Source organism: Streptomyces sp. EDA2-14, assembly GCF_054963755.1.
Genome location: NZ_JBUEGE010000001.1, coordinates 1,184,753 through 1,208,651 on the forward strand (window position 1 = coordinate 1,184,753; position 23,899 = coordinate 1,208,651).

Below are 23,899 nucleotides of genomic sequence, written 5' to 3' on the forward strand. Positions count from 1 at the left end.
CCGTGGCCACCGCACAACCCCCGTCCCGGTCGACCCCGCGGACCTCGGACGTCCGCTCCGCCCCGGGACCGTCTCAGAACAGGGGCTCGGGCAACACCCCTTCGAGCGCGAGCAGCTTGCGCTTCGTCTCGAGGCCGCCCCCGAAGCCGCCGATCCCGCCGTCGCGCTCCACGACCCGGTGGCACGGCACCACGACGGGCAGCGGGTTCGCCCCCATCGCCAGGCCGACGGCCTGCGAGGCTCCCGGCTGGCCGACCCGGTGCGCCAGATCCCCGTACCCGACGACCGCCCCGTACGGCACCCCGGCGGCGAGCTCGCGCAGCACCTCCCGGTTGAACCCGGTGGTCAGTGACCAGTCGAGCGGTACGTCGAACGCGCGCCGACGTCCGGCGAAGTACTCCGCGAGCTGCCGTATCGGCTCGGCGAGCAGGGGTGAGTCGGGCGCCTCGACGGGCTCGGCCCCGAGTCGGGAGCCGAGCCGGTCGAGTGCCTTGTCCCGCACCGCGTCGGTGGCGTGGAAGACCACGGTCACCAGACCGGCGTCCGTCGCGGCGAGCAGCAGCGGGCCGATGTCGCTGGGCACGACGGCCCACACGGCCTGCCGCGCCGCGGCGGAAGTGGTCTCGCTTGGTCCAGTGGCGTTCATGCCGACCACGCTACGACCGACCACTGACAACGGCGGGCGGATCAGCCGCCGATGGCCGCCCGCACCACGTCGGGGGCGTTGGTGATGATGCCGTCGACGCCGTAGCCGGCCACCTTCTGCGCGGTCTTCGCGTCGTTGACGGTCCACGTGTAGGACTCGAGCGGCTTGCCGTGCGGGCCCTTGAGCGCGTGCACCGACTTGACGTAGTCCGCCGAGATCGTGGTGTGCGACGGGTTGATCTGGTCGGCGAACTTCGCGTACGAGGGCAGCTCGGACACGGTGGGGGTGCCGAGGAAGCCCGTCTTGATGTCCGGGCGCTGCTTGTGCAGGCTCCGGATGCTGTCCGCGCTGAAGCTCTGGATGACCAGCCGGTTCCTGATGTGCCAGGAGTCCAGCCAGCCGTCCGCGCGCAGCTGGCGCAGGATCTGGCCCTCGATGCCCGGGTACAGCTCGGGCGACTTGATCTCCATGAGCAGCTTCTGGTGGTTGCGGTCGACGCGCCGCAGGTACTCGTGGAGCGTCGGGATCCGGGTACCCGTGAACTCGAGGCCCTTCCAGCTGCCCGCGTCCAGCTTCTCGATCTCGGCCTTGGTGAAGTCCGACACGTTCCACGGCGAGCGGTCGGGATAGAGCTGCTCGACGTTGGTGGTGCGCGCCAGTGTGGTGTCGTGGATCACGACCAGGGCGCCGTCCTTGGTGCGCTGCACGTCGTTCTCGACCCAGGTGGCCCCCAGCGCCCGTGCCGTGTCGACGGCGGTCAGGGTGTTCTCGGGCGCGTAGGCGGAGGCGCCGCGGTGGGCGACGACGGTGGTTCTGTTGTGTGCGGGGGCTGCGTGTGCGGCGGTGGGCAGAACCAGGACACCGATGACGACGGAGCCCGCCACTGAGGTCAGGGCGGTTGCTGCGCGTGCGTACACGTGTGCTCCTCAAGCGTCGTGGGATCACGGACTGTACGAGATTGACAGCAGAGAGCGAACGAAAAGAAGGCGCAGGATGGTCACGAGTTGAACGGAGTCACTCAACTGCGGTTACCCCCGGTGTCGGGCACTGGTTTCTTTGCCGGAAAATCGTTCGGACGTTCCCGTGTGCGCTTTAATCTCTGCCTCACCGGCGACTGCCCCGGTGGCCGCGCTCACAGGGACGAGCTGCACATCTCACGAACCACAGGCGGAAGGGCTGCCACGCATGCAGGGCTCGGTCGACGGCTTCAGTTACGGGCTCGTCACCCCGGTGGTGGCGTATCTCATGGCCTGCCTCGGAGGTGCCCTCGGGCTGCGCTGCACCACCAGATCCCTGCTCGTCGCCAATACCTGGCGGATGGGCTGGCTCGCGCTCGGCTCCGCGGCGATCGGCTCCGGGATATGGACGATGCACTTCATAGCGATGATGGGCTTCAGCGTGGACGGCATGGCGATCCACTACGACCCACTGATGACCTTCGCGAGCCTCGGTGTGGCCATCCTCATGGTCGGCATCGGCGTCTTCATCGTCGGCTACAAGGGCGCGACCGGCACCGCCCTGTTCACCGGCGGCACCATCACGGGCCTCGGGGTGGCGTCCATGCACTACCTCGGAATGGCTGGAATGCGCCTTCACGGGACAATCAGTTACAACACGTTCACCGTGGTCGCTTCCGTGCTGATCGCCATGGCGGCGTCGACCGCCGCCCTGTGGGCCGCCGTCCAGGTGCGCGGCATCGGGTGGAGCCTCGGCGCGAGTCTGGTCATGGGGCTCGCCGTCTCGGGCATGCACTACATGGCGATGGCGGGGGTCAGCGTCCACGTGCACGCCCACGCCGCCGGTTCACCCGGAGGAGACTCCGCCACGGCCATCCTGGGGCCCATGCTGATCGGCCCGCTGAGCTTCCTGCTCCTGGCCGGCCTGGTCGTCATGTTCGACCCGATGCTGGTCACGGGCCGCCCCGACTGGCGCGACGCCCGGGCGGCACAGGAGCGGCTCGGCACCCCGGCGCCGAGCGTCCCGCGGCTGCGCCGCCCACTGGGCCGGCCGACGTCGCGCACGCCGCAGGACTGGTGATCCGCACCCCCTGAAGGCGGTGCCCGGCAGTGGTTCGGGCCCGGTTGTCAGTGGTGGGTCGTACGGTTGGTTTCATGCGGCCCGTATCCAAGATCGAACGCACGGTGGCGCCCTTCGAGGTCGTCAGCCCGTACCAGCCCAGCGGTGACCAGCCCACGGCCATCGCCGAGCTGGAGAAGCGCGTCACGGCAGGCGAGAAGGACGTCGTCCTGCTCGGCGCCACCGGCACCGGCAAGTCCGCCACCACCGCGTGGATGATCGAGAAGCTCCAGCGCCCCACGCTCGTGATGGCGCCGAACAAGACGCTGGCCGCTCAGCTGGCCAACGAATTCCGCGAGCTGCTGCCGAACAACGCGGTCGAGTACTTCGTCTCGTACTACGACTACTACCAACCCGAGGCGTACGTTCCGCAGTCGGACACGTACATCGAGAAGGACTCCTCGATCAACGAGGAGGTGGAGCGCCTGCGCCACTCCGCGACGAACTCGCTGCTGACCCGGCGCGACGTCGTCGTGGTCGCCTCCGTCTCCTGCATCTACGGCCTCGGTACTCCGCAGGAGTACGTGGACCGCATGGTCCCCCTGAAGGTCGGGGAGGAGATCGACCGGGACGAGCTGCTGCGCCGCTTCGTCGACATCCAGTACACGCGCAACGACATGGCGTTCACCCGCGGCACCTTCCGGGTGCGCGGCGACACCATCGAGATCTTCCCCGTCTACGAAGAGCTCGCGGTCCGCATCGAGATGTTCGGCGACGAGATCGAATCGCTCTCCACCCTCCACCCCCTCACCGGCGAGGTCATCAGCGACGACGAGTCGCTGTACATCTTCCCGGCGACCCACTACGTGGCGGGCCCCGAGCGCCTGGAGCGCGCGGCCAACGACATCGAGAAGGAGCTGGAGGAGCGCCTTGCCGAGCTGGAGAAGCAGGGCAAGATGCTCGAGGCCCAGCGCCTGCGCATGCGCACCACGTACGACCTGGAGATGCTCCGCCAGATCGGCTCCTGCTCCGGCGTGGAGAACTACTCGATGCACTTCGACGGCCGCGAGCCCGGCTCCCCGCCGAACACGCTGCTGGACTACTTCCCGGACGACTTCCTGCTCGTCATCGACGAGTCGCACGTCACCGTGCCGCAGATCGGCGCCATGTACGAGGGCGACGCCTCCCGTAAGCGCACCCTCGTGGACCACGGCTTCCGGCTGCCGTCCGCGCTCGACAACCGCCCCCTGAAGTGGGAGGAGTTCCAGGAGCGCATCGGCCAGACCGTGTATCTGTCGGCGACCCCCGGCAACTACGAGCTCTCGCGCGCGGACGGCCACGTCGAGCAGATCATCCGCCCCACCGGCCTCGTCGACCCGGAAGTCGTCGTGAAGCCCACCGAGGGGCAGATCGACGACCTGGTGCACGAGATCCGTACGCGCACCGAGAAGGACGAGCGCGTCCTGGTCACCACGCTCACCAAGAAGATGGCCGAGGACCTCACGGACTACTTCGTGGAGCTCGGCATCCAGGTCCGCTACCTGCACAGCGACGTCGACACGCTGCGCCGCATCGAGCTGCTGCGCGAGCTGCGCGCGGGTGAGTTCGACGTACTGGTCGGCATCAACCTGCTGCGTGAGGGCCTCGACCTGCCCGAGGTCTCCCTGGTCGCGATCCTCGACGCGGACAAGGAGGGCTTCCTGCGCTCCGGTACGTCCCTGATCCAGACGATCGGCCGTGCTGCGCGAAACGTCTCGGGCCAGGTCCACATGTACGCCGACAAGATCACCCCGGCGATGGAGAAGGCCATCGAGGAGACCAACCGCCGCCGCGAGAAGCAGATCGCGTACAACGAGGCGAACGGGATCGACCCCCAGCCCCTGCGCAAGAAGATCAACGACATCGTGGCGTCCATCGCGCGCGAGGACGTCGACACCGAGGCGCTGCTCGGCACCGGATACCGCAAGGGCGGCAAGGACGGAAAGGGTGCCAAGGCCCCCGTGCCCTCGGCCGGCAAGGCGGAGAAGGCTCCTGCCAAGAAGAAGCGCGGCAAGGGGGAGGAGACGGTTCCGACCGACCGTCCCGCGGCCGAGCTGTCCGAGCAGATCGAGGAGCTGACCGAGCGGATGCGGGCGGCCGCCGCGGACCTGCAGTTCGAGGTCGCGGCACGGCTGCGCGACGAGGTGTCGGAGATGAAGAAGGAACTGCGGCAGATGAGGGAGGCAGGTATCGCCTGACCTGCCACGACGGGCGGGGCGCCGGGGGCGTGTTGCAAGACCGCCACAAAACCCCGCCCGAGGTGGCGGCGTTGTCAGTGCCTCCCTCTAGGGTTTGGCCCAACCGCGCACTTATCGCGGCAACAGGGGACGGTCCGAGAGGGGACAGCACGTGGGCATCGACTTGACCAAGGGTCAGGCCATCAGCCTGGAGAAGCAGGGCGGGGGCACCCTCACCGCCGTACGGATGGGTCTCGGCTGGCAGGCTGCCCCTCGGCGCGGCCTGTTCGGCACCCGCACCCGCGAGATCGACCTCGACGCGTCGGCGGTCCTCTTCGCCGACAAGAAGCCCGTCGACGTCGTGTTCTTCCGCCACCTCGTCAGTGACGACGGCTCGGTGCGGCACACCGGTGACAATCTCGTCGGCGGCGCAGGACAGGGCGGCGACGACGAGTCGATCCTCGTGGACCTGGAGCGCGTCCCGGTCCACGTCGACCAGATCGTCTTCACGGTCAACTCCTTCACGGGACAGACCTTCCAGGAAGTGAAGAACGCGTTCTGCCGTCTGGTCGACGAGACGACGGGCGAGGAGCTCGCGCGGTACACGCTCGACGGGGGCGGTCAGTACACGGCGCAGATCATGGCCAAGGTGCACCGCGCGGGCAGCGGCTGGCAGATGACGGCCCTGGGCACACCCTCCGAGGGCCGCACGTTCCAGGACCTGATGCCCGCGATCATGCCCGGCCTGTAGCGGACCCACGATGGCGGCCGAACTGGTGAGGGGGCAGAACCACCCCCTCGCCCAGACCCGTCTGGAGATCCGGGTGTCGGCCGGCCACCCGGTCGTCGCGGGCGCCACGCTCGCCGACGACCGGGGCGCCGTGCGGGGCACGGACCGGATCGCCCACCCCGGCGCGCCCGCGCTGCCGGGCCTCGAAGTCCCGCGCCAGGCCGCGGCCGACCACCGCCTGGCCGTCGACCTCGACGCGATGCCGCAGGACGTGCACCGCGTCACCGTGCTGCTCGCGCTGCCCGTCGGGGGCGGCGGCCCTGCCCGGTTCGGCGCCGCGGCCGCCCCGTTCCTCGCCGTGACGGGACCGGACGGAGCGGAGGAGGCCAGCTACACGATCACCGACCTCGACGCGGAGTCGGCCGTCGTCGCCCTGGAGCTGTACCGCAGGCACAGCGCCTGGAAGGTGCGCGCCGTCGGCCAGGGCTACGCCGAGGGCCTCGCCGCGCTCCTCGCCGACCAGGGCCTGCCGGACGCGCACGCCCTCGCGGGCGCCATCCACGACGCCGTCGCCCGGGGCCGCGACCGCGCGCCCGCGCCCCCGCTGCGTGCCCCGGAGTCCACCGACGAGTCCGACGAGTCCCACGTCCGCGCGGCGGCCACGGCGGGCCACGCCTCGGGCGCCCTGCCCGCGGCCGCCCCCGCACCCGCCGCGGCACAGGGCGGGCCCATCGACTACACGCACCCCGGCCGCCGGGGCGCCGCACCGCCGGCCCCGGCGCGACAGCCCCCGACACCGGTCGCCGGGGACGCGGCAGGCTGGACCCTGGAGGAGCGGCTCTACAACCAGGTGTGGGGCATGTTCGAGGACCTGGCCCGCACCACGGCCGCGTACCGCAGCGCCGTCGACTTCGCGGACTCCCGCATGGAGCAGGAGCTCGACCGGGCCCTCTCCGACCCGCGCGGCCGGCTCGGTGGCGCGGGCGACGCCGCGCGCGAGGCCGCCCGCGCCAAGCACGGCGCCCTGGTCGACAGGGCCAGGGCGGTGCTGGACCGGGACCTGGCGCAGCTGGTGGCCGAGGCCGAGGTCGTCGAGCCCGCGCTCCCGGCGGCGTACGCGGGCTGGGACAGCCCTTGCTGGCACGCCTACCGCAGCCCCACACAGGCGCCCATGGCCGTCCGTGTCGGGGAGCTGAGCCTGCCCGAGAGCGACAGCGTCGGGCTGCGCATCCCGATGCTCGTACGGCTGCCGCTGGAGCGCGGGCTGTGGATCGACGCAGGGGCCTCCGCGGCCGACAGCCTCATCGATGCCGACGCACTGCGCGCGCGAGCCGCCCACACCGCCGTCCTCCATGCGACACGGCTGCTCGCGGCCCATCCGGCGGGCGGGTTCAGCGTGCACGTCGTCGACCCGGCGGGCACCGCGGCGGGCGCGCTCGCCCCGCTCGTGGACGCGGGCGTGCTCGCCGGACCGCCGGCCAGGGGAGCGGCGGGCGTCGCGGACACGCTGACCCGGCTGACCGAGCGCGTGGACCTCGTGCAGATGGCGGTCAGGGCGGGCGCGGCCGACGCGCTGCCCGCGGGCCTGGACGTCGCCGAGCAGCTCCTGGTCGTGCACGACTTCCCGCACGGCTTCGACGACCGGTCCATCACCCGGCTCCGCTACCTCGCGGACGAGGGGCCGCAGGTCGGCGTGCACCTGATGCTCGTGGCCGACCGGGCCGACGCGGCGGAGTACGGGCCGCTGCTCGACCCGCTGTGGCGCGCGCTGCTGCGTCTGACACCCGTGCCCGACGATCGTCCCCAAGCTCTCAACTCCGTTCGAGCAGGGGAGACCCCATTCGCCGACCCCTGGGTGGGGCACGCGTGGACGTACGAGCCGTCGCTGGTCCCGCACGGCAGCGGGATCCTGCGTCAGGTGCTCGCGGAGGTGACCGAAGCCCGTCGGAAGAGAGGCCTTTGACCTGCGGACTTGGTGACTTTTTTACCTTTCCCTTTACCTTTCATGGGTGTTTCCAGTACGCTCCTTGACGCGGAGGGGAGTACTCCAACGCGACGTTCCCGTCAGTACGGACGAAGGCCAGAAGGCATCGATCCCGGGGCGTCGGCCCGAGGCGCTGGAAGGCGCTCGGGTGGAAGAGACCTCCGGCAGCGACGACGCTGATCAGTAGCCGTACGACGCCGGAGGCGCAACAGTGGACGTATCGATGACTGTGTGGGTGCTGACCGTTCTCGGTCTGTGTGCCCTCATCGCGGTCGACTTCTTCATCGGGCGAAAGCCCCACGACGTATCGATCAAGGAAGCGGGCATCTGGACCGTTGTCTGGATCGTGCTCGCCGCGCTGTTCGGCGTCGGCGTGATGCTCTGGGGCAGCAGCCAGGCCGGCGGCGAGTTCTTCGCGGGCTTCATCACCGAGAAGTCGCTCAGCGTGGACAACCTCTTCGTCTTCATCCTGATCATGGCGAAGTTCTCGGTCCCCACCCAGCTGCAGCAGCGCGTGCTGCTGTTCGGTGTGCTGATCGCGCTCGTGCTCCGGGCGATCTTCATCGCGGCGGGCGCGGCGATCATCTCCAGCTTCTCGTGGGTCTTCTACATCTTCGGCGCCTTCCTCCTGTACACCGCCTGGAAGCTCATCAAGGAGGCCATGGCGGACGAGGAAGAGGAGGAGTTCGAGGAGAACCGCATCCTCAAGTCGATCGAGAAGAAGTTCGGCGTCGCGGACCGGTACCACGGCACGAAGCTCTTCATCCAGCAGCACGGCAAGAAGGTCATGACGCCCCTCCTGGTCGTCATGCTCGCCATCGGCATGACCGACGTGCTGTTCGCGATGGACTCGATCCCGGCGATCTTCGGCCTGACCCAGGACCCGTACATCGTCTTCACCGCCAACGCGTTCGCGCTGATGGGTCTGCGGCAGCTGTACTTCCTCATCGGCGGCCTGCTCAAGAAGCTGGTGCACCTCAGCTACGGCCTGTCGGTGATCCTCGGCTTCATCGGCGTGAAGCTGATCCTGCACGCGCTGCACGAGTCCGGGGTGCACGTACCGGAGATCTCCATCCCGGTCTCGCTCTCCGTCATCTGCGGCGTCCTGATCATCACGACGATCACCAGCCTCATCGCCTCGAAGAAGCAGGCGGAGAAGGACGCGGCCGAATCGGCTCAGAAGGACAGCATCGAGGCCTGACGGCGTCGAGCGTAGGAATTACCAGCACCGGGAGCGGTGCGCGGCGGATTGTCGCGCACCGCTCCCGGTGCTTCGTTGTGCCCTGAGCGCGTCCCGCGGGGGCGCGAGGGCACGACGGGGGAGGACCCCATGAAGTTCGTCCAGATCATCGACTTCGAGTCCCAGCGCTTCGACGAGATGCGGGAGCTGCTCGAGTCCTTCGAGCAGCGGATGCAGGGCACACCGGGCGGCCCCACGCACCGGATGATGCTCAAGGACCGCGACACCGCGGGCCGCTATCTCGCGATCGTCGAGTTCGAGTCCCACGAGGACGCGATGCGCAGCAACGAACACCCCGAGGTCGTCGAGCTCAACCAGCGGATGTCGGCCCTGTGCAGCCGACCGCCGGTCTTCGTCAACTGCGACCTGATGGATGCCCGCGAGCTCAAGTGACGTACGCGCGCGGCGCCCTGCACCCGCCGGGCGCCGCTCGTAAAGCCGCACCCGCCTTTGAAGCCGCACCCACTTTTGAAGTCGCGCCCCCGCCCCGCCACGGGCACCATCGATGAATGATCACCAGAGTCCGGGCGCTCAGTACGCAGTGGACCGTGGTGGTGCCACTGGTCGCGGTCGTGTTGCTCGCGTTCACCTGGGGGCGCGACCTGCCGGGAGTCGTCGTCGCCGTCGTCGCGGTGGTCCTCGCGGTCTCCGTGCTCTCCGCCGTGCACCACGCGGAAGTCGTCGCCCACCGGGTCGGTGAACCCTTCGGCTCGCTCGTGCTCGCCGTGGCCGTGACGATCATCGAGGTCGCCCTGATCGTCACACTGATGGCCGACGGCGGGGCCAAGAGCTCCACGCTCGCCCGCGACACCGTGTTCGCCGCCGTCATGATCACCTGCAACGGCATCGTCGGCGTCAGCCTCCTCGCGGGCGCGCTGCGGCACCGGGTGGCGATCTTCCAGTCCGAGGGCACCGGCGGAGCCCTCGCCACCGTGGCCACCCTCGCGACGCTCTGCCTGGTGCTGCCGACCTTCACCACCAGCAAGGTCGGCCCGGAGTTCTCCACGTCCCAGCTGGTCTTCTCGGCCGTCTCCGCGCTCGTCCTGTACGGGCTCTTCGTCGCGACGCAGACCGTGCGCCACCGCGACTACTTCCTGCCGATCACCCGGCACGGCGAGGTCATCGACGCCGACGACCACGCCGACGTGCCGAGCACCCGGACCGCCCTGCTCAGCCTCGGCCTGCTCGCGCTCGCCCTGGTCGCCGTCGTCGGCCTCACCAAGGGCGTCTCGAAGACGATCGAGCACGGCGTGGAGGCCGCCGGCATGCCGCAGGCGGTGGTCGGCGTGATCATCGCGCTGCTCGTGCTGCTGCCCGAGACCATCGCGGCCCTGCGCGCGGCCCGCCGCGACCGCGTGCAGACCAGCCTCAACCTCGCGCTCGGCTCGTCCATGGCGAGCATCGGTCTCACGGTGCCCGCCGTCGCCATCGCCTCGTACTGGCTGACCGGTCCGCTCGTCCTCGGGCTCGGCGCCACGCACATGGTGCTGCTCGCGCTGACCATGGTGGTCGCGACCCTCACGATCGTGCCGGGCCGGGCCACACCGCTGCAGGGCGGCGTCCATCTGGTGATCCTGGCCGCGTACATCGAACTCGCCGTCACGCCCTGACCACCCCTGAACCCACCGCTCTTCGGGCGGCAGTGGCGCCGTGATAGACCCTCAAGGAGCAAACGCTCTTCTACGGAGGTCACTCGTGCCGCGCACGCTCGCCAACGCCCCGATCATGGTTCTCAACGGCCCGAACCTGAACCTGCTCGGCAAGCGCCAGCCAGAGATCTACGGCCGGGACACCCTCGCCGACGTCGAGGCGCTGTGCGTGAAAGCGGCCGCCGCGCAGGGCGCCACCGTGGACTTCCGGCAGTCCAACCACGAGGGCGAGCTGGTCGACTGGATCCACGAGGCGCGCGAGAACCACGTCGGCATCGTCATCAACCCGGCCGCCTACTCGCACACCTCCGTGGCGATCCTGGACGCGCTCAACACCTGCGACGGCATGCCGGTGGTGGAGGTCCACATCTCCAACATCCACCAGCGCGAGGAGTTCCGGCACCACTCCTACGTGTCGCTGCGCGCCGACGGCGTGATCGCCGGATGCGGCGTGCAGGGCTACGCGTTCGGCGTGGAGCGGGTCGCGGCGCTCGCCGCGCCGGGAGTGGCGCAGGCGTAAAAACGACGCCTATAGGTGGGCCGAAACGAAACGGCCCACCAAGAGGTCACCAACCCCGCTCGCGCCACTCCTTGAGGTGGGGGCGCTCGGCGCCCAGCGACGTGTCGCCCCCGTGGCCCGGGTAGACCCACGTCTCGTCCGGCAGCGTGCCGAAGATCTTCGTCTCCACGTCCTCGATGAGGCTCGCGAAGGCCTCGGGGTCCTTCCACGTGTTCCCCACGCCGCCGGGGAACAGGCAGTCGCCGGTGAAGACGTGCGGGTGGCCGTGCGGGTCGTCGTAGATCAGGGCGATGGAGCCGGGCGTGTGGCCGACCAGATGGCGGGCCGTGAGCGTGATCCGGCCGAACTCGATCGTGTCCCCGTCGGCGACGGCCACGTCCGTCGCCACCGGGATGCCCTCGACGTCCTCGCGCCCCGCGTACGTGCGCGCGCCGGTCGCCTCCACGACCTCCTGGAGGGCCTGCCAGTGGTCGCCGTGCCGGTGGGTGGTGACGACGGCCGCGATGCCGTCCTGGCCGATGAGGTTCCGCAACGTCCCCGGCTCGTTCGCCGCGTCGATCAGAAGCTGCTGATCGGTCGCGCGGCAGCGCAACAAGTAGGCGTTGTTGTCCATCGGGCCGACCGCGACCTTGGAGATCATCAGGTCCTGCAACTCGTGCACGTCCGCCGGGCCGCCGACCTTCACCGCTCCGCTGTACGTCATGGATTCAGCCTATAGCGGGGGCAGGGCCGGCAGGGAGCCGCGGTCGACGGTGAGGGCGCTGCCGTCCCTGCGGCCCGCGAGCCAGCCCAGGAGGTCGGCCTGACGGCCCTTGACGACGATGCCGAGTTCGGGGTTGGGCCGCGCGCCCGCCTTGATCTCCTCCAGGGAGAACTTCTGCACGTCGCCCGTGGAAACCATCCGGCCGTCGTCCTGCTTGATCAGCAGCGGCGGCAGGCCGGGGTGGTCGCGGAACCGCTTCGCGAGGAAGTTGATCTCCCGCTGGGTGAACTCGGCCGAGAGGTCCTCCAGTTCGTAGCCGATCCCGAGGTCCACGTGGTGCAGCTCGACCTCGATCCAGCGCCGGAACGGCACGTTCGAGGCGAGGTCCTTCACGCCGTTGCGCAGCTCCACCGTGCGCGCCCAGTCGGCCTCCTCGACCCCGAGACGCCCGAAGCGCCCGGCGCTCTCCCGTACGTCGGCGAGCTGCTCGGCGGGGCCGCGCGGGGCGTCCCGCTCGATGTCGGCGTCGCGCGCCTCGGCGCTCTCGTACATGGGGCGGCCCTCGAGGACATTGACGAGTGCGTCCGCGTTGCGGGCGAGGTGGGCGAGGACATGCCCACGACTCCACCCCGGAAGCCGTGACGGCGAGGCCACGGCGGCGTTGTCCAGGGTGCCGACCGCGGCGAGCAGCCGGTCGGTCGCTTCGCGTACTGACGCCAGGTCGCGCACATGATCACTCATGGCGCCGACGATAGCTCCGCCACACGTTCGGGTGAAGGTGGCCGACAGTCCGCATGAATCGAATGTACGTGCTATATGGTCGAGAGCGGCGTCGGGCATGCTGGAAGTTCTGGGCGGGTCGGTTTGTTACCAACCAGGGAATCCGACCGGCGTTGTCAGTGGCTCCCTCTACTCTTCGAAGGACAGCCTTCTCACGGCCGCTCCGTCCCGATGACCGGGCGTGAGCGCCGGCGAAAGTCAGACCTCGAGAGACGGGGGCCCGCCCCTGTCACTTATCTCAAGAAAGGTGCGGACCGGCGTGGCCGACCGTCTCATCGTCCGTGGCGCGCGCGAGCACAATCTTCGGAATGTCTCGCTCGACCTCCCGCGTGACTCCCTCATCGTCTTCACCGGTCTGTCCGGCTCCGGTAAGTCCTCCCTCGCGTTCGACACGATCTTCGCCGAGGGTCAGCGCCGGTACGTCGAGTCGCTGTCCTCGTACGCCCGCCAGTTCCTCGGCCAGATGGACAAGCCGGACGTCGACTTCATCGAGGGCCTCTCCCCGGCCGTCTCGATCGACCAGAAGTCGACGTCGCGCAACCCGCGCTCCACGGTCGGCACCATCACCGAGGTCTACGACTATCTGCGCCTGCTCTTCGCGCGCGTGGGCAAGCCGCACTGCCCGGAGTGCGGCCGGCCCATCGCCCGCCAGTCGCCGCAGGCCATCGTCGACAAGGTCCTCGAGCTGCCCGAGGGCAGCCGCTTCCAGGTCCTGTCGCCGCTGGTGCGCGAGCGCAAGGGCGAGTTCGTCGACCTCTTCAGCGACCTGCAGACCAAGGGCTACTCCCGCGCACGCGTGGACGGGCAGACCATCCAGCTGTCCGAGCCGCCGACGCTGAAGAAGCAGGAGAAGCACACGATCGAGGTGGTCGTCGACCGCCTCACCGTGAAGAGCACCGCCAAGCGCCGCCTGACCGACTCCGTGGAGACCGCGCTCGGCCTCTCCGGCGGCATGGTCGTGCTCGACTTCGTCGACCTCCCCGAGGACGACCCGGAGCGCGAGCGGATGTACTCGGAGCACCTGTACTGCCCGCACGACGACCTGTCCTTCGAAGAGCTGGAGCCGCGCTCCTTCTCCTTCAACTCGCCCTTCGGCGCCTGCCCCGACTGCACCGGCATCGGCACGCGCATGGAGGTCGACCCCGAGCTGATCGTCCCCGACGAGGAGAAGTCGCTCGACGAGGGCGCCATCCACCCGTGGTCGCACGGACACACGAAGGACTACTTCGGCCGCCTCATCGGCGCCCTCGCCGACGCGCTCGGATTCCGGACGGACATCCCCTTCGCGGGCCTCCCGCAGCGCGCCAAGAAGGCGCTCCTGAACGGCCACAAGACGCAGATCGAGGTCCGGTACCGCAACCGGTACGGGCGCGAGCGCCGCTACACGACGCCCTTCGAGGGCGCCGTCCCGTTCGTGAAGCGCCGCCACAGCGAGGCCGAGTCGGACGCGAGCCGCGAGCGCTTCGAGGGCTACATGCGCGAGGTGCCCTGCCCGACCTGTGAGGGCACGCGACTGAAGCCCCTCATCCTGTCCGTCACGGTCATGGGCAGGTCGATCGCCGAGGTCTCGGCCATGTCCATCAGCGACTGCGCCGACTTCCTGAGCGAGCTGAAGCTCAACGCACGCGACAAGAAGATCGCCGAGCGGGTCCTCAAGGAGGTCAACGAGCGGCTGCGCTTCCTCGTCGACGTGGGCCTCGACTACCTGTCGCTCAACCGCGCGGCGGGCACCCTGTCCGGCGGCGAGGCCCAGCGCATCCGGCTCGCCACCCAGATCGGTTCAGGGCTCGTCGGTGTCCTGTACGTGCTCGACGAGCCGTCCATCGGCCTGCACCAGCGCGACAACCACCGGCTCATCGAGACCCTCGTCCGGCTCCGCGACATGGGCAACACGCTCATCGTGGTCGAGCACGACGAGGACACCATCAAGGTGGCCGACTGGATCGTCGACATCGGCCCCGGCGCGGGCGAGCACGGCGGCAAGGTCGTGCACAGCGGCCCGTTGAAGGAGCTGCTGGCGAACCCCGAGTCCATGACCGGCCAGTACCTGGCGGGCAAGAGGGCCATCGACATCCCGGACATCCGGCGTCCCGTGGACCCGGCCCGCCGCCTCACGGTGCACGGCGCGAAGGAGAACAACCTCCAGGACATCGACGTCTCGTTCCCGCTGGGCGTCCTCACGGCCGTCACCGGCGTCTCGGGCTCCGGCAAGTCGACGCTGGTCAACGACATCCTGTACACGCACCTGGCCAGGGAGCTGAACGGGGCGCGCTCCGTCCCCGGCCGGCACACGCGCGTGGACGGCGACGACCTCGTCGACAAGGTCGTGCACGTCGACCAGTCGCCCATCGGCCGCACCCCGCGGTCGAACCCGGCGACGTACACCGGAGTCTTCGACAACGTCCGCAAGCTGTTCGCCGAGACGACCGAGGCGAAGGTCCGCGGCTACCTGCCCGGGCGCTTCTCCTTCAACGTCAAGGGCGGCCGCTGCGAGAACTGCTCCGGCGACGGCACCATCAAGATCGAGATGAACTTCCTGCCGGACGTGTACGTCCCGTGCGAGGTCTGCCACGGTGCGCGCTACAACCGGGAGACGCTGGAGGTCCACTACAAGGGCAAGTCCATCGCCGAGGTCCTGGACATGCCGATCGAGGAGGCGCTCAGCTTCTTCGAGGCCGTCCCGGCGATCTCCCGCCACCTCAGGACGCTCAACGACGTGGGCCTCGGCTACGTCCGGCTCGGGCAGCCCGCGCCGACGCTCTCCGGTGGTGAGGCGCAGCGCGTGAAGCTCGCCAGTGAGCTGCAGAAGCGTTCCACGGGCCGCACGGTGTACGTGCTCGACGAGCCGACCACGGGTCTGCACTTCGAGGACATCAGCAAGCTGATCTCGGTGCTCTCGGGCCTCGTCGACAAGGGCAACTCGGTCATCGTCATCGAGCACAACCTCGACGTCATCAAGACGGCCGACTGGATCGTCGACATGGGCCCCGAGGGCGGCAGCGGCGGCGGTCTCGTCGTCGCCGAGGGCACCCCGGAGCAGGTCGCGGCCGTGCCGACCAGCCACACGGGCAAGTTCCTGCGCGACGTCCTCGGCGCCGACCGGGTCAGCGACGCGGCCGTGCCCGCCACGCGCGCCCGCAAGACGGCGAAGAAGACCGTGGCGGCGACGAAGGCCCCGGCCAAGAAGACGGCCACGGCGAAGTCGACGGCAGCCAAGTCGACCACCGCCAAGAAGGCCGCCACCAAGTCGACGGCTACGAAGTCGACGGCCGCGAAGTCGACGGCGAAGAAGTCCGCCGCCAAGAAGACGACGGGCCGGGCGAGCAAGGCCTGACCGACGTCAGGACCGGCTCGCAGGCAACAGACGGCGCCCCGTGGGAAAACTCCCACGGGGCGCCGCGCGTTCAGTGCCCGGCCGGTCGCCTGGCCGGTCGCCCGGCCGGTCGCCTGGCCGGTCGCCCGGCCGGTCGGCCCCGGCGGTCCTCACCAGGCAGGGCCCACCAATTCCGTCGCGTACGGCGGCTCCGCACCCGCTCGTGAGCATGTGACCGCCGCCGCCCGCGCGGCGAACCGCAGCAGCCGGGGCCAGTCCTCGCCGTCGAGCCCGGCGACCCCGGCGGGGGAGAGGGCGTCGAGGCGCGCAAGACCGTGCAGCAGCGCGGCGTTGACGGTGTCACCGGCGCCGATCGTGTCCACCACGTCGACCCGCTCGCCCGGCACCGCGTGCTCGCCCCCGTCGCGCGTGAAGACGGTGAGCCCGTCCCCGCCGCGCGTGAGAACCACGGCGGCCGGCCCCGCGGCCAGCCACTCCTGGGGAGTGCCGCCCAGCCACTCGGCGTCGTCCTCGGAGAGCTTCAGCAGCGTCGTCGACGGGAGCCAGCTCTTGAAGCGGGCCCGGTAGGCGTCCGCGTCCGGGATCAGACCGGCCCGGATGTTCGGGTCGAGTGCCGTGCACAGGCCCTGCGCGGCGGCCGAACGCATCATGTCCTCGTACGCCGTGGCGCCCGGTTCGAGCGCCAGCGAGCAGGTGCCGAACGACACCGCGCGCGTACCTGCCGGAAGCGCGTCGGGCACCTCGAAGAGCCGGTCCGCGGTCCCCTCCACGTAGAAGGAGTACCCGGCGGAGCCGTCGGCGCCGATCGAGGCCACGGCGAGCGTCGTCGGCTCGTGTCCCCGCTGCACCGGGGACACGTCCACCCCGGCCGCCCGCAACCCGCCGAGCAGGGCCTCCCCGAAGGCGTCCCGCGACACCCGCGAGCAGAACGCCACGGACGAGCCGAGGCGGCCGAGCGCCACCGCCGTGTTGTACGGGCCGCCGCCGAGTCGCGGGGCGAGGTCGGGCAGCTCGGGGACGGGGCCGCCGTCAGCGGGCACGCCCTGCGGTACGAGGTCGATCAGGGCCTCTCCGGCGACGACAATCACGGTGCTTCCTCTCGGACGGGACGGACGGGACGGGCGGGACTGGCGGGGCGGACGGACGCTCGGGCGGGCAGTCGTCGGACGGACGCGGATCCGTCGCGGCGGGCGACCGGCGGCCCGGCCCGCGATCACCCGACGCCGACGCTAGAGCCTCCGGCCGGGCACGGCACCCACCTCCCCCGAACCGGTCACGTACGCGGTGGAGCCGGGCACGCAGACCCGGGAACCGGGCACGTCCGCCGCGGAGTCGATCAGGCGCGCCGGGAAGGCAGCCGGGCGCACCGCGGAGGCGGCCGGGCACCCCGCGGAGGCAGCCAGTCGCACCGCGGAGGCGGCCAGGTGCGCAGGGGAGCCGCGCGCGGCTCACTCCCAGTCCCAGCCGATCCCCATCAGCCCCGCCCGCACCTGCGGCTCCACCAGATGCACCGACCGGTGCCGGCCGCTCAGCGGCAGCTCGTGCCGGCCGCCGCGCGGGTCCGCGGCCGACCGCTGGTCGAAGCGGTGGCAGCGCACCGGCAGCGCGTCGTCCGCGAACCGGACCTGGAGCGCGTACTGCCCACCGGCGAAGTGGAAACCGCGGACGTACTCGGTGGCGGAACCGGCCGTCCCGTCCTCGAAGCCGTAGTGGAACAGATGGGTCTCGCCGGCCCGAAGGCGCGCGTCGAAGAGCAGCTCAGCGATCAGGACCCCCGTCCCCTCGTCCCAGCGGATCCGACCCGTACGACAGTTCTCCATGGCGCACACCGCCACATTCGCCGGGGAACACCCCGGATCGCCATGGTGGACGGCCACATAGCGATCCACGCCGTCCTGGTGCGCCCGGACGATCTGCTGCGAGTCCCTGCCGAGCAGCTGCCGACGCGCGCCGATCCGCACCCGCTCGTGGTGCCCGACGGTGTGCAGCCCGCTGTCCAGCGGGGCCTCCAGCTCCGCGAGCAGCCGCTCGACGGATCCGGACGCCTCGATGAGCGAACGGTAGGAACGGGCCGCGGGCCGCCGTGGCGCGGCCCTGTCGGGCATCGGGCCGAGCAGCCGGATCAGCGACTCCTCGGGCAGTTCGAGGATCTCCTCCAGGGCGCGCACGGCCCGCATCGACTCGGGGCGCTGCGGCCGCCGTGCACCCTGCTGCCAGTAACTCAGGCTGGTGACGCCGATATTGATGCCCTTGCGGGCCAGGTGGTGGCGCACCCGGTGCAGGGGCAGCCGCCGGGCGGCTATCGCGGCCCGCAGGGCGCTGTGGAACGGGCCGGCGCGCAGCGCCGCCTCTAAGTCCGACGCCGGGGCCGTCTCTGTCCGTCGTTCGTCGAGCCGCATCTCACCGCCTCAAGTCACCCGGCATTGAAGCGTGTTGACTTGCCCCCGACAAGCCTCATGGTGCACCGCACTCACCGCCACCGTCCGACCACGCACAGACACCGGACGTCGCGGACGGCCGCGTACGGCCGAGAGCGCGGCGCCACCACCCCAGCGCGCCCCGAACTGTCACACACCGCCAGTAGGGTGTCTGACATGGCCGACCCCTCCAGCTACCGCCCCAAGCCGGGACAGATCCCCGACTCCCCAGGGGTGTACAGGTTCCGCGACGAGCACCGCCGGGTGATCTACGTCGGGAAGGCGAAAAGCCTGCGCCAGCGCTTGGCGAACTACTTCCAGGACCTGGCGCATCTGCACCCCCGTACCCGCACGATGGTCACCACGGCCGCGTCCGTGGAGTGGACGGTGGTGTCCACGGAGGTCGAGGCGCTGCAGCTGGAGTACTCCTGGATCAAGGAGTACGACCCCCGGTTCAACGTCAAGTACCGCGACGACAAGAGCTATCCGTACCTCGCGGTGACGATGAACGAGGACTTCCCGCGGGTCCAGGTGATGCGCGGCCAGAAGAAGAAGGGCGTGCGCTACTTCGGCCCCTACACGCACGCGTGGGCGATCCGCGACACCGTGGACCTGCTCCTGCGCGTCTTCCCCGTACGCACGTGCTCCAAGGGTGTGTTCAACAACGCGGAGCGCACCGGCCGCCCCTGTCTCCTCGGCTACATCGGCAAGTGCTCGGCGCCCTGCGTGGCCCGCGTCACTCCCGAGGAGCACCGCGAACTGGCCGAGGAATTCTGCGACTTCATGGCGGGGCGTACGGGGACGTACATCCGGCGCCTGGAGAAGGACATGGCGGCGGCGGCCGACGAGATGGAGTACGAGCGGGCGGCCCGCCTGCGCGACGACATCGAGGCCCTGAAGAAGGCCATGGAGAAGAGCGCCGTCGTCCTCACCGACGCCACCGACGCCGATCTCGTCGCCCTCGCGGAGGACGAGCTGGAGGCGGCGGTCCAGATCTTCCACGTGCGCGGCGGGCGCGTGCGCGGCCAGCGCGGCTGGGTCACCGACAAGGTCGAGGCGGTCACCAGCGGCGACCTCGTCGAGCATGCGCTCCAGCAGCTCTACGGGGAGGAGACCGGGGACGCCGTCCCCAAGGAGGTCCTCGTCCCCGCGCTGCCCGAGCCCCTGGAGCCCGTCCAGGCCTGGCTCACCGAGCGCCGCGGGTCGAACGTGTCGCTGCGCATCCCGCAGCGCGGCGACAAGAAGGCCCTCATGGAGACGGTCCACCGGAACGCGCAGCAGGCGCTCGTCCTGCACAAGACGAAGCGCGCCTCCGACCTCACCACGCGCTCGCGCGCGCTGGAGGAGATCGCCGCGGCCCTCGACCTGGACAGCGCGCCGCTGCGCATCGAGTGCTACGACATCTCGCACCTCCAGGGTGACGACGTCGTGGCCTCCATGGTCGTCTTCGAGGACGGTCTGGCCCGCAAGAGCGAGTACCGCCGTTTCGAGATCAAGAGCTTCGAGGGCCAGGACGACGTCCGGTCCATGCACGAGGTCATCACCCGCCGCTTCAAGCGCTACCTCGCCGCCCAGGAGAAGTCGCGCGAGTGGTCGGACGAGGGACCGGACTCGGCCGACACGGCCGAAGGGTCCGCAGGAGCCGAGGGCACCGGCCCCGGGAATCCCGAGAACGCCGAGAACCCCGGGAACCCCGAGAACGCCGGGAACTCCGAGAACCCCGGGAACCCCGAGGACACGGAACCCGAGGAGTCGCGTCTCACGGAGGACGACGGCCGCCCCAAGAAGTTCGCCTACCCGCCGCAGCTCGTGGTGGTGGACGGCGGCCAGCCGCAGGTCGCGGCGGCCAAGCGGGCCCTGGACGAGCTGGGTATCGACGACATCGCCGTGTGCGGCCTCGCCAAGCGTCTCGAAGAGGTCTGGGTGCCGGACGAGGAGGACCCGGTGGTCCTGCCCCGCACCAGCGAAGGGCTCTATCTGCTCCAGCGCGTGCGCGACGAGGCGCACCGCTTCGCGATCACCTACCAGCGCTCCAAGCGGGCCAAGCGCTTCAGAGCGGGCCCGCTGGACGACGTGCAGGGCCTCGGGGACTCGCGCAAGCAGGCACTGCTCAAGCACTTCGGTTCGGTGAAGCGGCTGCGGGCCGCCACCATCGACCAGATCTGCGAGGTGCCCGGCATAGGCCGCAAGACGGCCGAGGCCATCGTGGTGGCCTTCGCCAAGGCCGCCCCCGCGGCACCCGCCGTGAACACGGCCACCGGAGAGATCATTGAAGACGAGGACGGTACGACGGACGTACCGACCGGCGGGGAGCCCGTCAGTGCGGGAGCCTCGGAGGAACGACGGGGGCAGGAGCCATGAGCGAGCAGGGCGAGCAGGACGAGCAGGACAACGAAAGCAGCGACACCGGTGACACGAGCGGCGCGCCACAGGGCCCCGCAGCACACGAAGAGCCGCAACCACAGCACGGAGCACAAGTGAGCACGGGTACGGGCACGGGATCAGGAACAGGACCGGGCGAGGCACCAGGCACGGGACCGGGCACGGACGCGGACACCGGGCCGGGCGCGGGTGCCGCCAAGGCCGCCGAGGCGCCGGGCGTCCCCGACGCCGCCATCCCCGAGCTGGTGATCATCTCCGGGATGTCCGGCGCCGGCCGCTCCACGGCGGCGAAGTGCCTGGAGGACCTCGGCTGGTTCGTCGTCGACAACCTGCCGCCCGCGCTGATCCCCACCATGGTGGAGCTCGGCGCCCGCTCGCAGGGCAACGTCGCGCGGATCGCGGTCGTCGTCGACGTGCGGGGCCGGCGCTTCTTCGACAACCTCCGGCAGTCCCTCGCCGACCTGGAGGCCAAGCACGTCACGCGGCGCATCGTCTTCCTGGAGTCCTCCGACGAGGCCCTGGTGCGCCGCTTCGAGTCGGTGCGCCGCCCGCACCCCCTCCAGGGCGACGGCCGCATCGTCGACGGCATCGCCGCCGAGCGCGAACTGCTGCGCGAGCTGCGCGGCGACGCCGACCTGGTCATCGACACCTCCAGCCTGAACGTGCACGAGCTGCGCGCCAAGATGGACGCCCAGTTCGCCGGCGAGGAGGAGCCCGAGCTGCGGGCCACCGTCATGTCGTTCGGCTTCAAGTACGGGCTGCCCGTCGACGCCGACCTCGTGGTCGACATGCGCTTCCTGCCGAACCCGCACTGGGTTCCCGAGCTGCGCCCCTTCACCGGCCTGAACGAGGAGGTGTCGAACTACGTCTTCTCCCAGCCCAGCGCCAAGGAGTTCCTCGACCGCTACACCGAGCTGCTCCAGCTGATCGCCGCCGGCTACCGCCGTGAGGGCAAGCGCTACGTGACGATCGCCGTCGGCTGCACGGGCGGCAAGCACCGCTCCGTCGCGACGTCGGAGAAGCTCGCCGCCCGCCTCGCCTCGCAGGGCGTGGAGACCGTGGTCGTCCACCGCGACATGGGACGGGAATGACGGGACGTACCCTGCGGCTCACCAGCAGGATCCGCCGCAGAAGCTCACCGGTGAAGCCGGGCAAGGGCGCCACCCCGAAGGTCGTCGCCCTCGGCGGCGGCATGGGCCTGTCGGCGTCCCTGGCCGCGCTGCGCCGCATAACCAACAACCTCACAGCCGTCGTCACGGTCGCCGACGACGGCGGCTCCAGCGGTCGCCTCCGCGACGAGCTGGGCGTGCTGCCGCCCGGCGACCTGCGCAAGGCCCTCGCCGCCCTGTGCGGGGACGACGACTGGGGCCAGACCTGGTCCCGCGTCATCCAGCACCGCTTCCAGTCCAAGGGCGACCTGCACGAGCACGCGGTCGGCAATCTGCTGATCGTCGCCCTGTGGGAGCAGCTCGGTGACCATGTGCAGGCCCTCGACCTGGTCGGCAAGCTGCTCGGCGCGCAGGGGCGTGTGCTGCCCATGTCCGCCGTCCCGTTGGAGCTCCAGGCGGAGGTGAAGGGACACGACGCGACACGCCCGGACGACATCGAGACCGTACGAGGTCAGGCCACGGTCGCGCTGACCCGCGGCGAGGTCCAGTCGGTGCACGTGGTGCCGCACGATCCGCCGGCCGTCCCGGAGGCGGTCGCCGCGGTGCTCGACGCGGACTGGGTGGTGCTGGGCCCCGGCTCCTGGTTCTCCTCCGTGATTCCGCATCTGCTGGTCCCCGAGTTGCTCGACGCGCTGGTCGAGACGAAGGCCCGCCGGGTCCTCTCGCTGAACCTCGCGCCGCAACCCGGAGAAACTGAGGGGTTCTCACCGCAGCGTCATTTGGAAGTTTTGGGACGACACGCACCTAAACTCGCCCTGGACGTGGTGCTGGCCGACGAGGCCGCCGTGCCCGATCGCGAATCCCTGACCGAAACCGCGCGTGAGCGTTTCGGTGCCGCGGTCGAGCTGGCGCCGGTGGCCAGGCCCGACGGAACTCCGAGGCACGATCCGGAGCTGTTGGCCGCCGCGTACGACCGTATTTTTCGGATGCATGGAAGGATCGGCCCATGGCGATGACGGCAGCGGTGAAGGACGAGATCTCCCGGCTTCCCGTCACCCGGACCTGCTGCAGGAAGGCCGAGGTTTCGGCGATCCTGCGGTTCGCGGGCGGCCTTCACCTGGTGAGCGGCCGCATCGTGATCGAGGCGGAGCTGGACACCGCGATGGCCGCACGGCGGCTCAAGCGGGACATTCTCGAGATCTTCGGGCACAGCTCGGAGCTGATCGTGATGGCGCCCGGCGGGCTGCGCCGCGGCTCGCGGTTCGTTGTACGAGTGGTGGCGGGCGGCGACCAGCTGGCCCGCCAGACGGGCCTGGTGGACGGCCGCGGCCGGCCCATCCGGGGTCTTCCGCCGCAGGTGGTCTCGGGGGCCACCTGCGACGCCGAGGCGGCCTGGCGCGGCGCGTTCCTGGCGCACGGCTCGCTCACCGAGCCGGGGCGCTCCAGCTCGCTGGAGGTGACCTGCCCGGGGCCCGAGGCGGCGCTCGCGCTGGTCGGCGCCGCCCGCAGGCTGCAGATCGCGAGCAAGGCCCGTGAGGTGCGCGGCGTGGACCGCGTGGTGGTGCGGGACGGCGACGCGATCGGCGCGCTGCTCACCCGGATGGGTGCGCACGAGTCGGTGCTGGCCTGGGAGGAGCGGCGGATGCGCCGCGAGGTGCGCGCCACGGCGAACCGCCTGGCGAACTTCGACGACGCGAACCTGCGGCGCTCGGCCCGCGCGGCCGTCGCGGCCGGGGCCCGCGTGCAGCGCGCCCTCGAGATCCTCGCCGACGACGTGCCCGAGCACCTCGCCGCGGCGGGGCGTCTGCGCATGGAGCACAAGCAGGCCTCCCTGGAGGAGCTGGGCGCGCTCGCGGACCCGCCGCTGACCAAGGACGCCGTCGCGGGCCGCATCCGCCGCCTGCTGGCGATGGCGGACAAGCGGGCGCAGGACCTCGGCATCCCCGGCACGGAGACCAACATCACGGAGGACATGACGGACGAGATGGCCCAGGAGATGGCGGAGAATCTGGCCGGCTGATCCCCGCACGCATCTCGACAGGCCGGTGGCGGAGCCCGATCGCGGGCGCCGCCACCGGCTTTTCCGCTTCTGTGAGCGGGAGTTGAGGCCCCCTTGACTTGACCATGAACGGTCATGAGTCTGGCGTTCGTTCGCTTCTGCGGCATCGCGCCA

19 protein-coding genes are annotated in these 23,899 nt (G+C 70.4%); 13 read left to right on the top strand and 6 right to left on the bottom strand.

The window, feature by feature from the left end:
- Positions 1-73 precede the first annotated feature (73 nt).
- Entirely contained in the window at positions 74-646 is a 573-nt protein-coding gene (locus ACY34M_RS05310; protein ID WP_462718751.1) for a methylated-DNA--[protein]-cysteine S-methyltransferase, read from the bottom strand.
- A gap of 41 nt (positions 647-687) precedes the next feature.
- Positions 688-1,563 (bottom strand): glycerophosphodiester phosphodiesterase, encoded by an 876-nt coding sequence (locus tag ACY34M_RS05315; protein WP_462718752.1) that lies wholly within the window; start codon positions 1,561-1,563, stop codon positions 688-690.
- A 268-nt stretch (positions 1,564-1,831) separates the two neighbouring features.
- On the opposite strand from ACY34M_RS05315, the gene ACY34M_RS05320 reads away from it, so the two are divergent.
- The 8 genes from ACY34M_RS05320 to aroQ all read left to right on the top strand — a co-directional run bounded on the left by ACY34M_RS05320 (position 1,832) and on the right by aroQ (position 11,001).
- Positions 1,832-2,683, top strand: a complete 852-nt coding sequence (locus tag ACY34M_RS05320) for an MHYT domain-containing protein (RefSeq protein WP_462718753.1) — start codon at positions 1,832-1,834, stop codon at positions 2,681-2,683.
- A gap of 74 nt (positions 2,684-2,757) precedes the next feature.
- Positions 2,758-4,899 (top strand): excinuclease ABC subunit UvrB, encoded by a 2,142-nt coding sequence (gene uvrB / locus ACY34M_RS05325; RefSeq protein ID WP_462718754.1) that lies wholly within the window; start codon positions 2,758-2,760, stop codon positions 4,897-4,899.
- Positions 4,900-5,050: 151 nt separating this feature from the next.
- A complete protein-coding gene (locus tag ACY34M_RS05330) occupies positions 5,051-5,629 on the top strand; it encodes a TerD family protein (RefSeq protein WP_462718755.1) in 579 nt (192 codons plus the stop codon).
- A 10-nt stretch (positions 5,630-5,639) separates the two neighbouring features.
- A complete protein-coding gene (locus ACY34M_RS05335; protein ID WP_462718756.1) occupies positions 5,640-7,571 on the top strand; it encodes a TerD family protein in 1,932 nt (643 codons plus the stop codon).
- Between the two features lie 232 nt (positions 7,572-7,803).
- Positions 7,804-8,793: a TerC family protein gene (locus ACY34M_RS05340; protein ID WP_462718757.1), complete on the top strand. Its 990-nt coding sequence runs from the start codon at positions 7,804-7,806 to the stop codon at positions 8,791-8,793.
- Positions 8,794-8,922: 129 nt separating this feature from the next.
- Complete coding sequence (locus ACY34M_RS05345) at positions 8,923-9,225, top strand: hypothetical protein (protein WP_462718758.1); 303 nt, start codon at positions 8,923-8,925, stop codon at positions 9,223-9,225.
- A gap of 116 nt (positions 9,226-9,341) precedes the next feature.
- Entirely contained in the window at positions 9,342-10,442 is a 1,101-nt protein-coding gene (locus ACY34M_RS05350) for a calcium:cation antiporter (RefSeq protein ID WP_462718759.1), read from the top strand.
- Between the two features lie 85 nt (positions 10,443-10,527).
- The gene (gene aroQ, locus ACY34M_RS05355) at positions 10,528-11,001 is read left to right on the top strand and encodes a type II 3-dehydroquinate dehydratase (protein ID WP_462718760.1); all 474 of its coding nucleotides are present in this window, start codon (positions 10,528-10,530) and stop codon (positions 10,999-11,001) included.
- A 46-nt stretch (positions 11,002-11,047) separates the two neighbouring features.
- On the opposite strand, the gene ACY34M_RS05360 is transcribed toward aroQ, so the two are convergent.
- Both ACY34M_RS05360 and ACY34M_RS05365 read right to left on the bottom strand, forming a co-directional pair.
- Positions 11,048-11,704: an MBL fold metallo-hydrolase gene (locus ACY34M_RS05360; protein ID WP_462718761.1), complete on the bottom strand. Its 657-nt coding sequence runs from the start codon at positions 11,702-11,704 to the stop codon at positions 11,048-11,050.
- A gap of 9 nt (positions 11,705-11,713) precedes the next feature.
- On the bottom strand, positions 11,714-12,445 hold the full coding sequence (locus tag ACY34M_RS05365) for a maleylpyruvate isomerase family mycothiol-dependent enzyme (RefSeq protein WP_462718762.1): 732 nt from the start codon (positions 12,443-12,445) through the stop codon (positions 11,714-11,716).
- A 298-nt stretch (positions 12,446-12,743) separates the two neighbouring features.
- On the opposite strand from ACY34M_RS05365, the gene uvrA reads away from it, so the two are divergent.
- Positions 12,744-15,818, top strand: coding sequence for an excinuclease ABC subunit UvrA (gene uvrA, locus ACY34M_RS05370; protein ID WP_462718763.1), 3,075 nt, complete (start codon positions 12,744-12,746; stop codon positions 15,816-15,818).
- A 149-nt stretch (positions 15,819-15,967) separates the two neighbouring features.
- Here uvrA and ACY34M_RS05375 read toward each other — a convergent pair whose 3' ends face one another.
- Together ACY34M_RS05375 and ACY34M_RS05380 are read right to left on the bottom strand one after the other, a co-directional pair.
- Positions 15,968-16,906, bottom strand: coding sequence for a carbohydrate kinase family protein (locus tag ACY34M_RS05375; protein ID WP_462718764.1), 939 nt, complete (start codon positions 16,904-16,906; stop codon positions 15,968-15,970).
- Positions 16,907-17,266: 360 nt separating this feature from the next.
- A complete protein-coding gene (locus ACY34M_RS05380; RefSeq protein WP_462718765.1) occupies positions 17,267-18,217 on the bottom strand; it encodes a hypothetical protein in 951 nt (316 codons plus the stop codon).
- 165 nt (positions 18,218-18,382) lie between these two features.
- On the opposite strand from ACY34M_RS05380, the gene uvrC reads away from it, so the two are divergent.
- The 4 genes from uvrC to whiA are packed head-to-tail and all read left to right on the top strand — an operon-like array spanning position 18,383 to position 23,746.
- Positions 18,383-20,596: an excinuclease ABC subunit UvrC gene (gene uvrC / locus ACY34M_RS05385; RefSeq protein ID WP_462718927.1), complete on the top strand. Its 2,214-nt coding sequence runs from the start codon at positions 18,383-18,385 to the stop codon at positions 20,594-20,596.
- Positions 20,593-21,708 carry an RNase adapter RapZ gene (gene rapZ, locus ACY34M_RS05390; protein ID WP_462718766.1) on the top strand — a complete coding sequence of 372 codons (1,116 nt, stop codon included), beginning with the start codon at positions 20,593-20,595 and terminating at the stop codon, positions 21,706-21,708. The genes uvrC and rapZ overlap by 4 nt, the downstream gene beginning before the upstream one ends.
- Entirely contained in the window at positions 21,705-22,742 is a 1,038-nt protein-coding gene (locus ACY34M_RS05395) for a gluconeogenesis factor YvcK family protein (RefSeq protein ID WP_462718767.1), read from the top strand. Before rapZ ends, ACY34M_RS05395 begins: the two co-directional genes overlap by 4 nt.
- Positions 22,733-23,746 (top strand): DNA-binding protein WhiA, encoded by a 1,014-nt coding sequence (gene whiA, locus ACY34M_RS05400; RefSeq protein WP_462718768.1) that lies wholly within the window; start codon positions 22,733-22,735, stop codon positions 23,744-23,746. Before ACY34M_RS05395 ends, whiA begins: the two co-directional genes overlap by 10 nt.
- Positions 23,747-23,899 lie beyond the last annotated feature (153 nt).

Bases quoted from the DNA above. Each gene is read 5' to 3' on its own strand.
- ACY34M_RS05320 (WP_462718753.1), top strand. From the start codon at position 1,832: ATGCAGGGCTCGGTCGACGGCTTCAGTTACGGGCTCGTCACCCCGGTG.
- ACY34M_RS05345 (WP_462718758.1), top strand. From the start codon at position 8,923: ATGAAGTTCGTCCAGATCATCGACTTCGAGTCCCAGCGCTTCGACGAG.
- ACY34M_RS05395 (WP_462718767.1), top strand. From the start codon at position 21,705: ATGACGGGACGTACCCTGCGGCTCACCAGCAGGATCCGCCGCAGAAGC.
- ACY34M_RS05310 (WP_462718751.1), bottom strand. From the start codon at position 646: ATGAACGCCACTGGACCAAGCGAGACCACTTCCGCCGCGGCGCGGCAG.
- whiA (WP_462718768.1), top strand. From the start codon at position 22,733: ATGGCGATGACGGCAGCGGTGAAGGACGAGATCTCCCGGCTTCCCGTC.
- rapZ (WP_462718766.1), top strand. From the start codon at position 20,593: ATGAGCGAGCAGGGCGAGCAGGACGAGCAGGACAACGAAAGCAGCGAC.
- ACY34M_RS05380 (WP_462718765.1), bottom strand. From the start codon at position 18,217: ATGCGGCTCGACGAACGACGGACAGAGACGGCCCCGGCGTCGGACTTA.
- ACY34M_RS05365 (WP_462718762.1), bottom strand. From the start codon at position 12,445: ATGAGTGATCATGTGCGCGACCTGGCGTCAGTACGCGAAGCGACCGAC.
- ACY34M_RS05335 (WP_462718756.1), top strand. From the start codon at position 5,640: ATGGCGGCCGAACTGGTGAGGGGGCAGAACCACCCCCTCGCCCAGACC.
- ACY34M_RS05350 (WP_462718759.1), top strand. From the start codon at position 9,342: ATGATCACCAGAGTCCGGGCGCTCAGTACGCAGTGGACCGTGGTGGTG.
- ACY34M_RS05360 (WP_462718761.1), bottom strand. From the start codon at position 11,704: ATGACGTACAGCGGAGCGGTGAAGGTCGGCGGCCCGGCGGACGTGCAC.
- uvrB (WP_462718754.1), top strand. From the start codon at position 2,758: ATGCGGCCCGTATCCAAGATCGAACGCACGGTGGCGCCCTTCGAGGTC.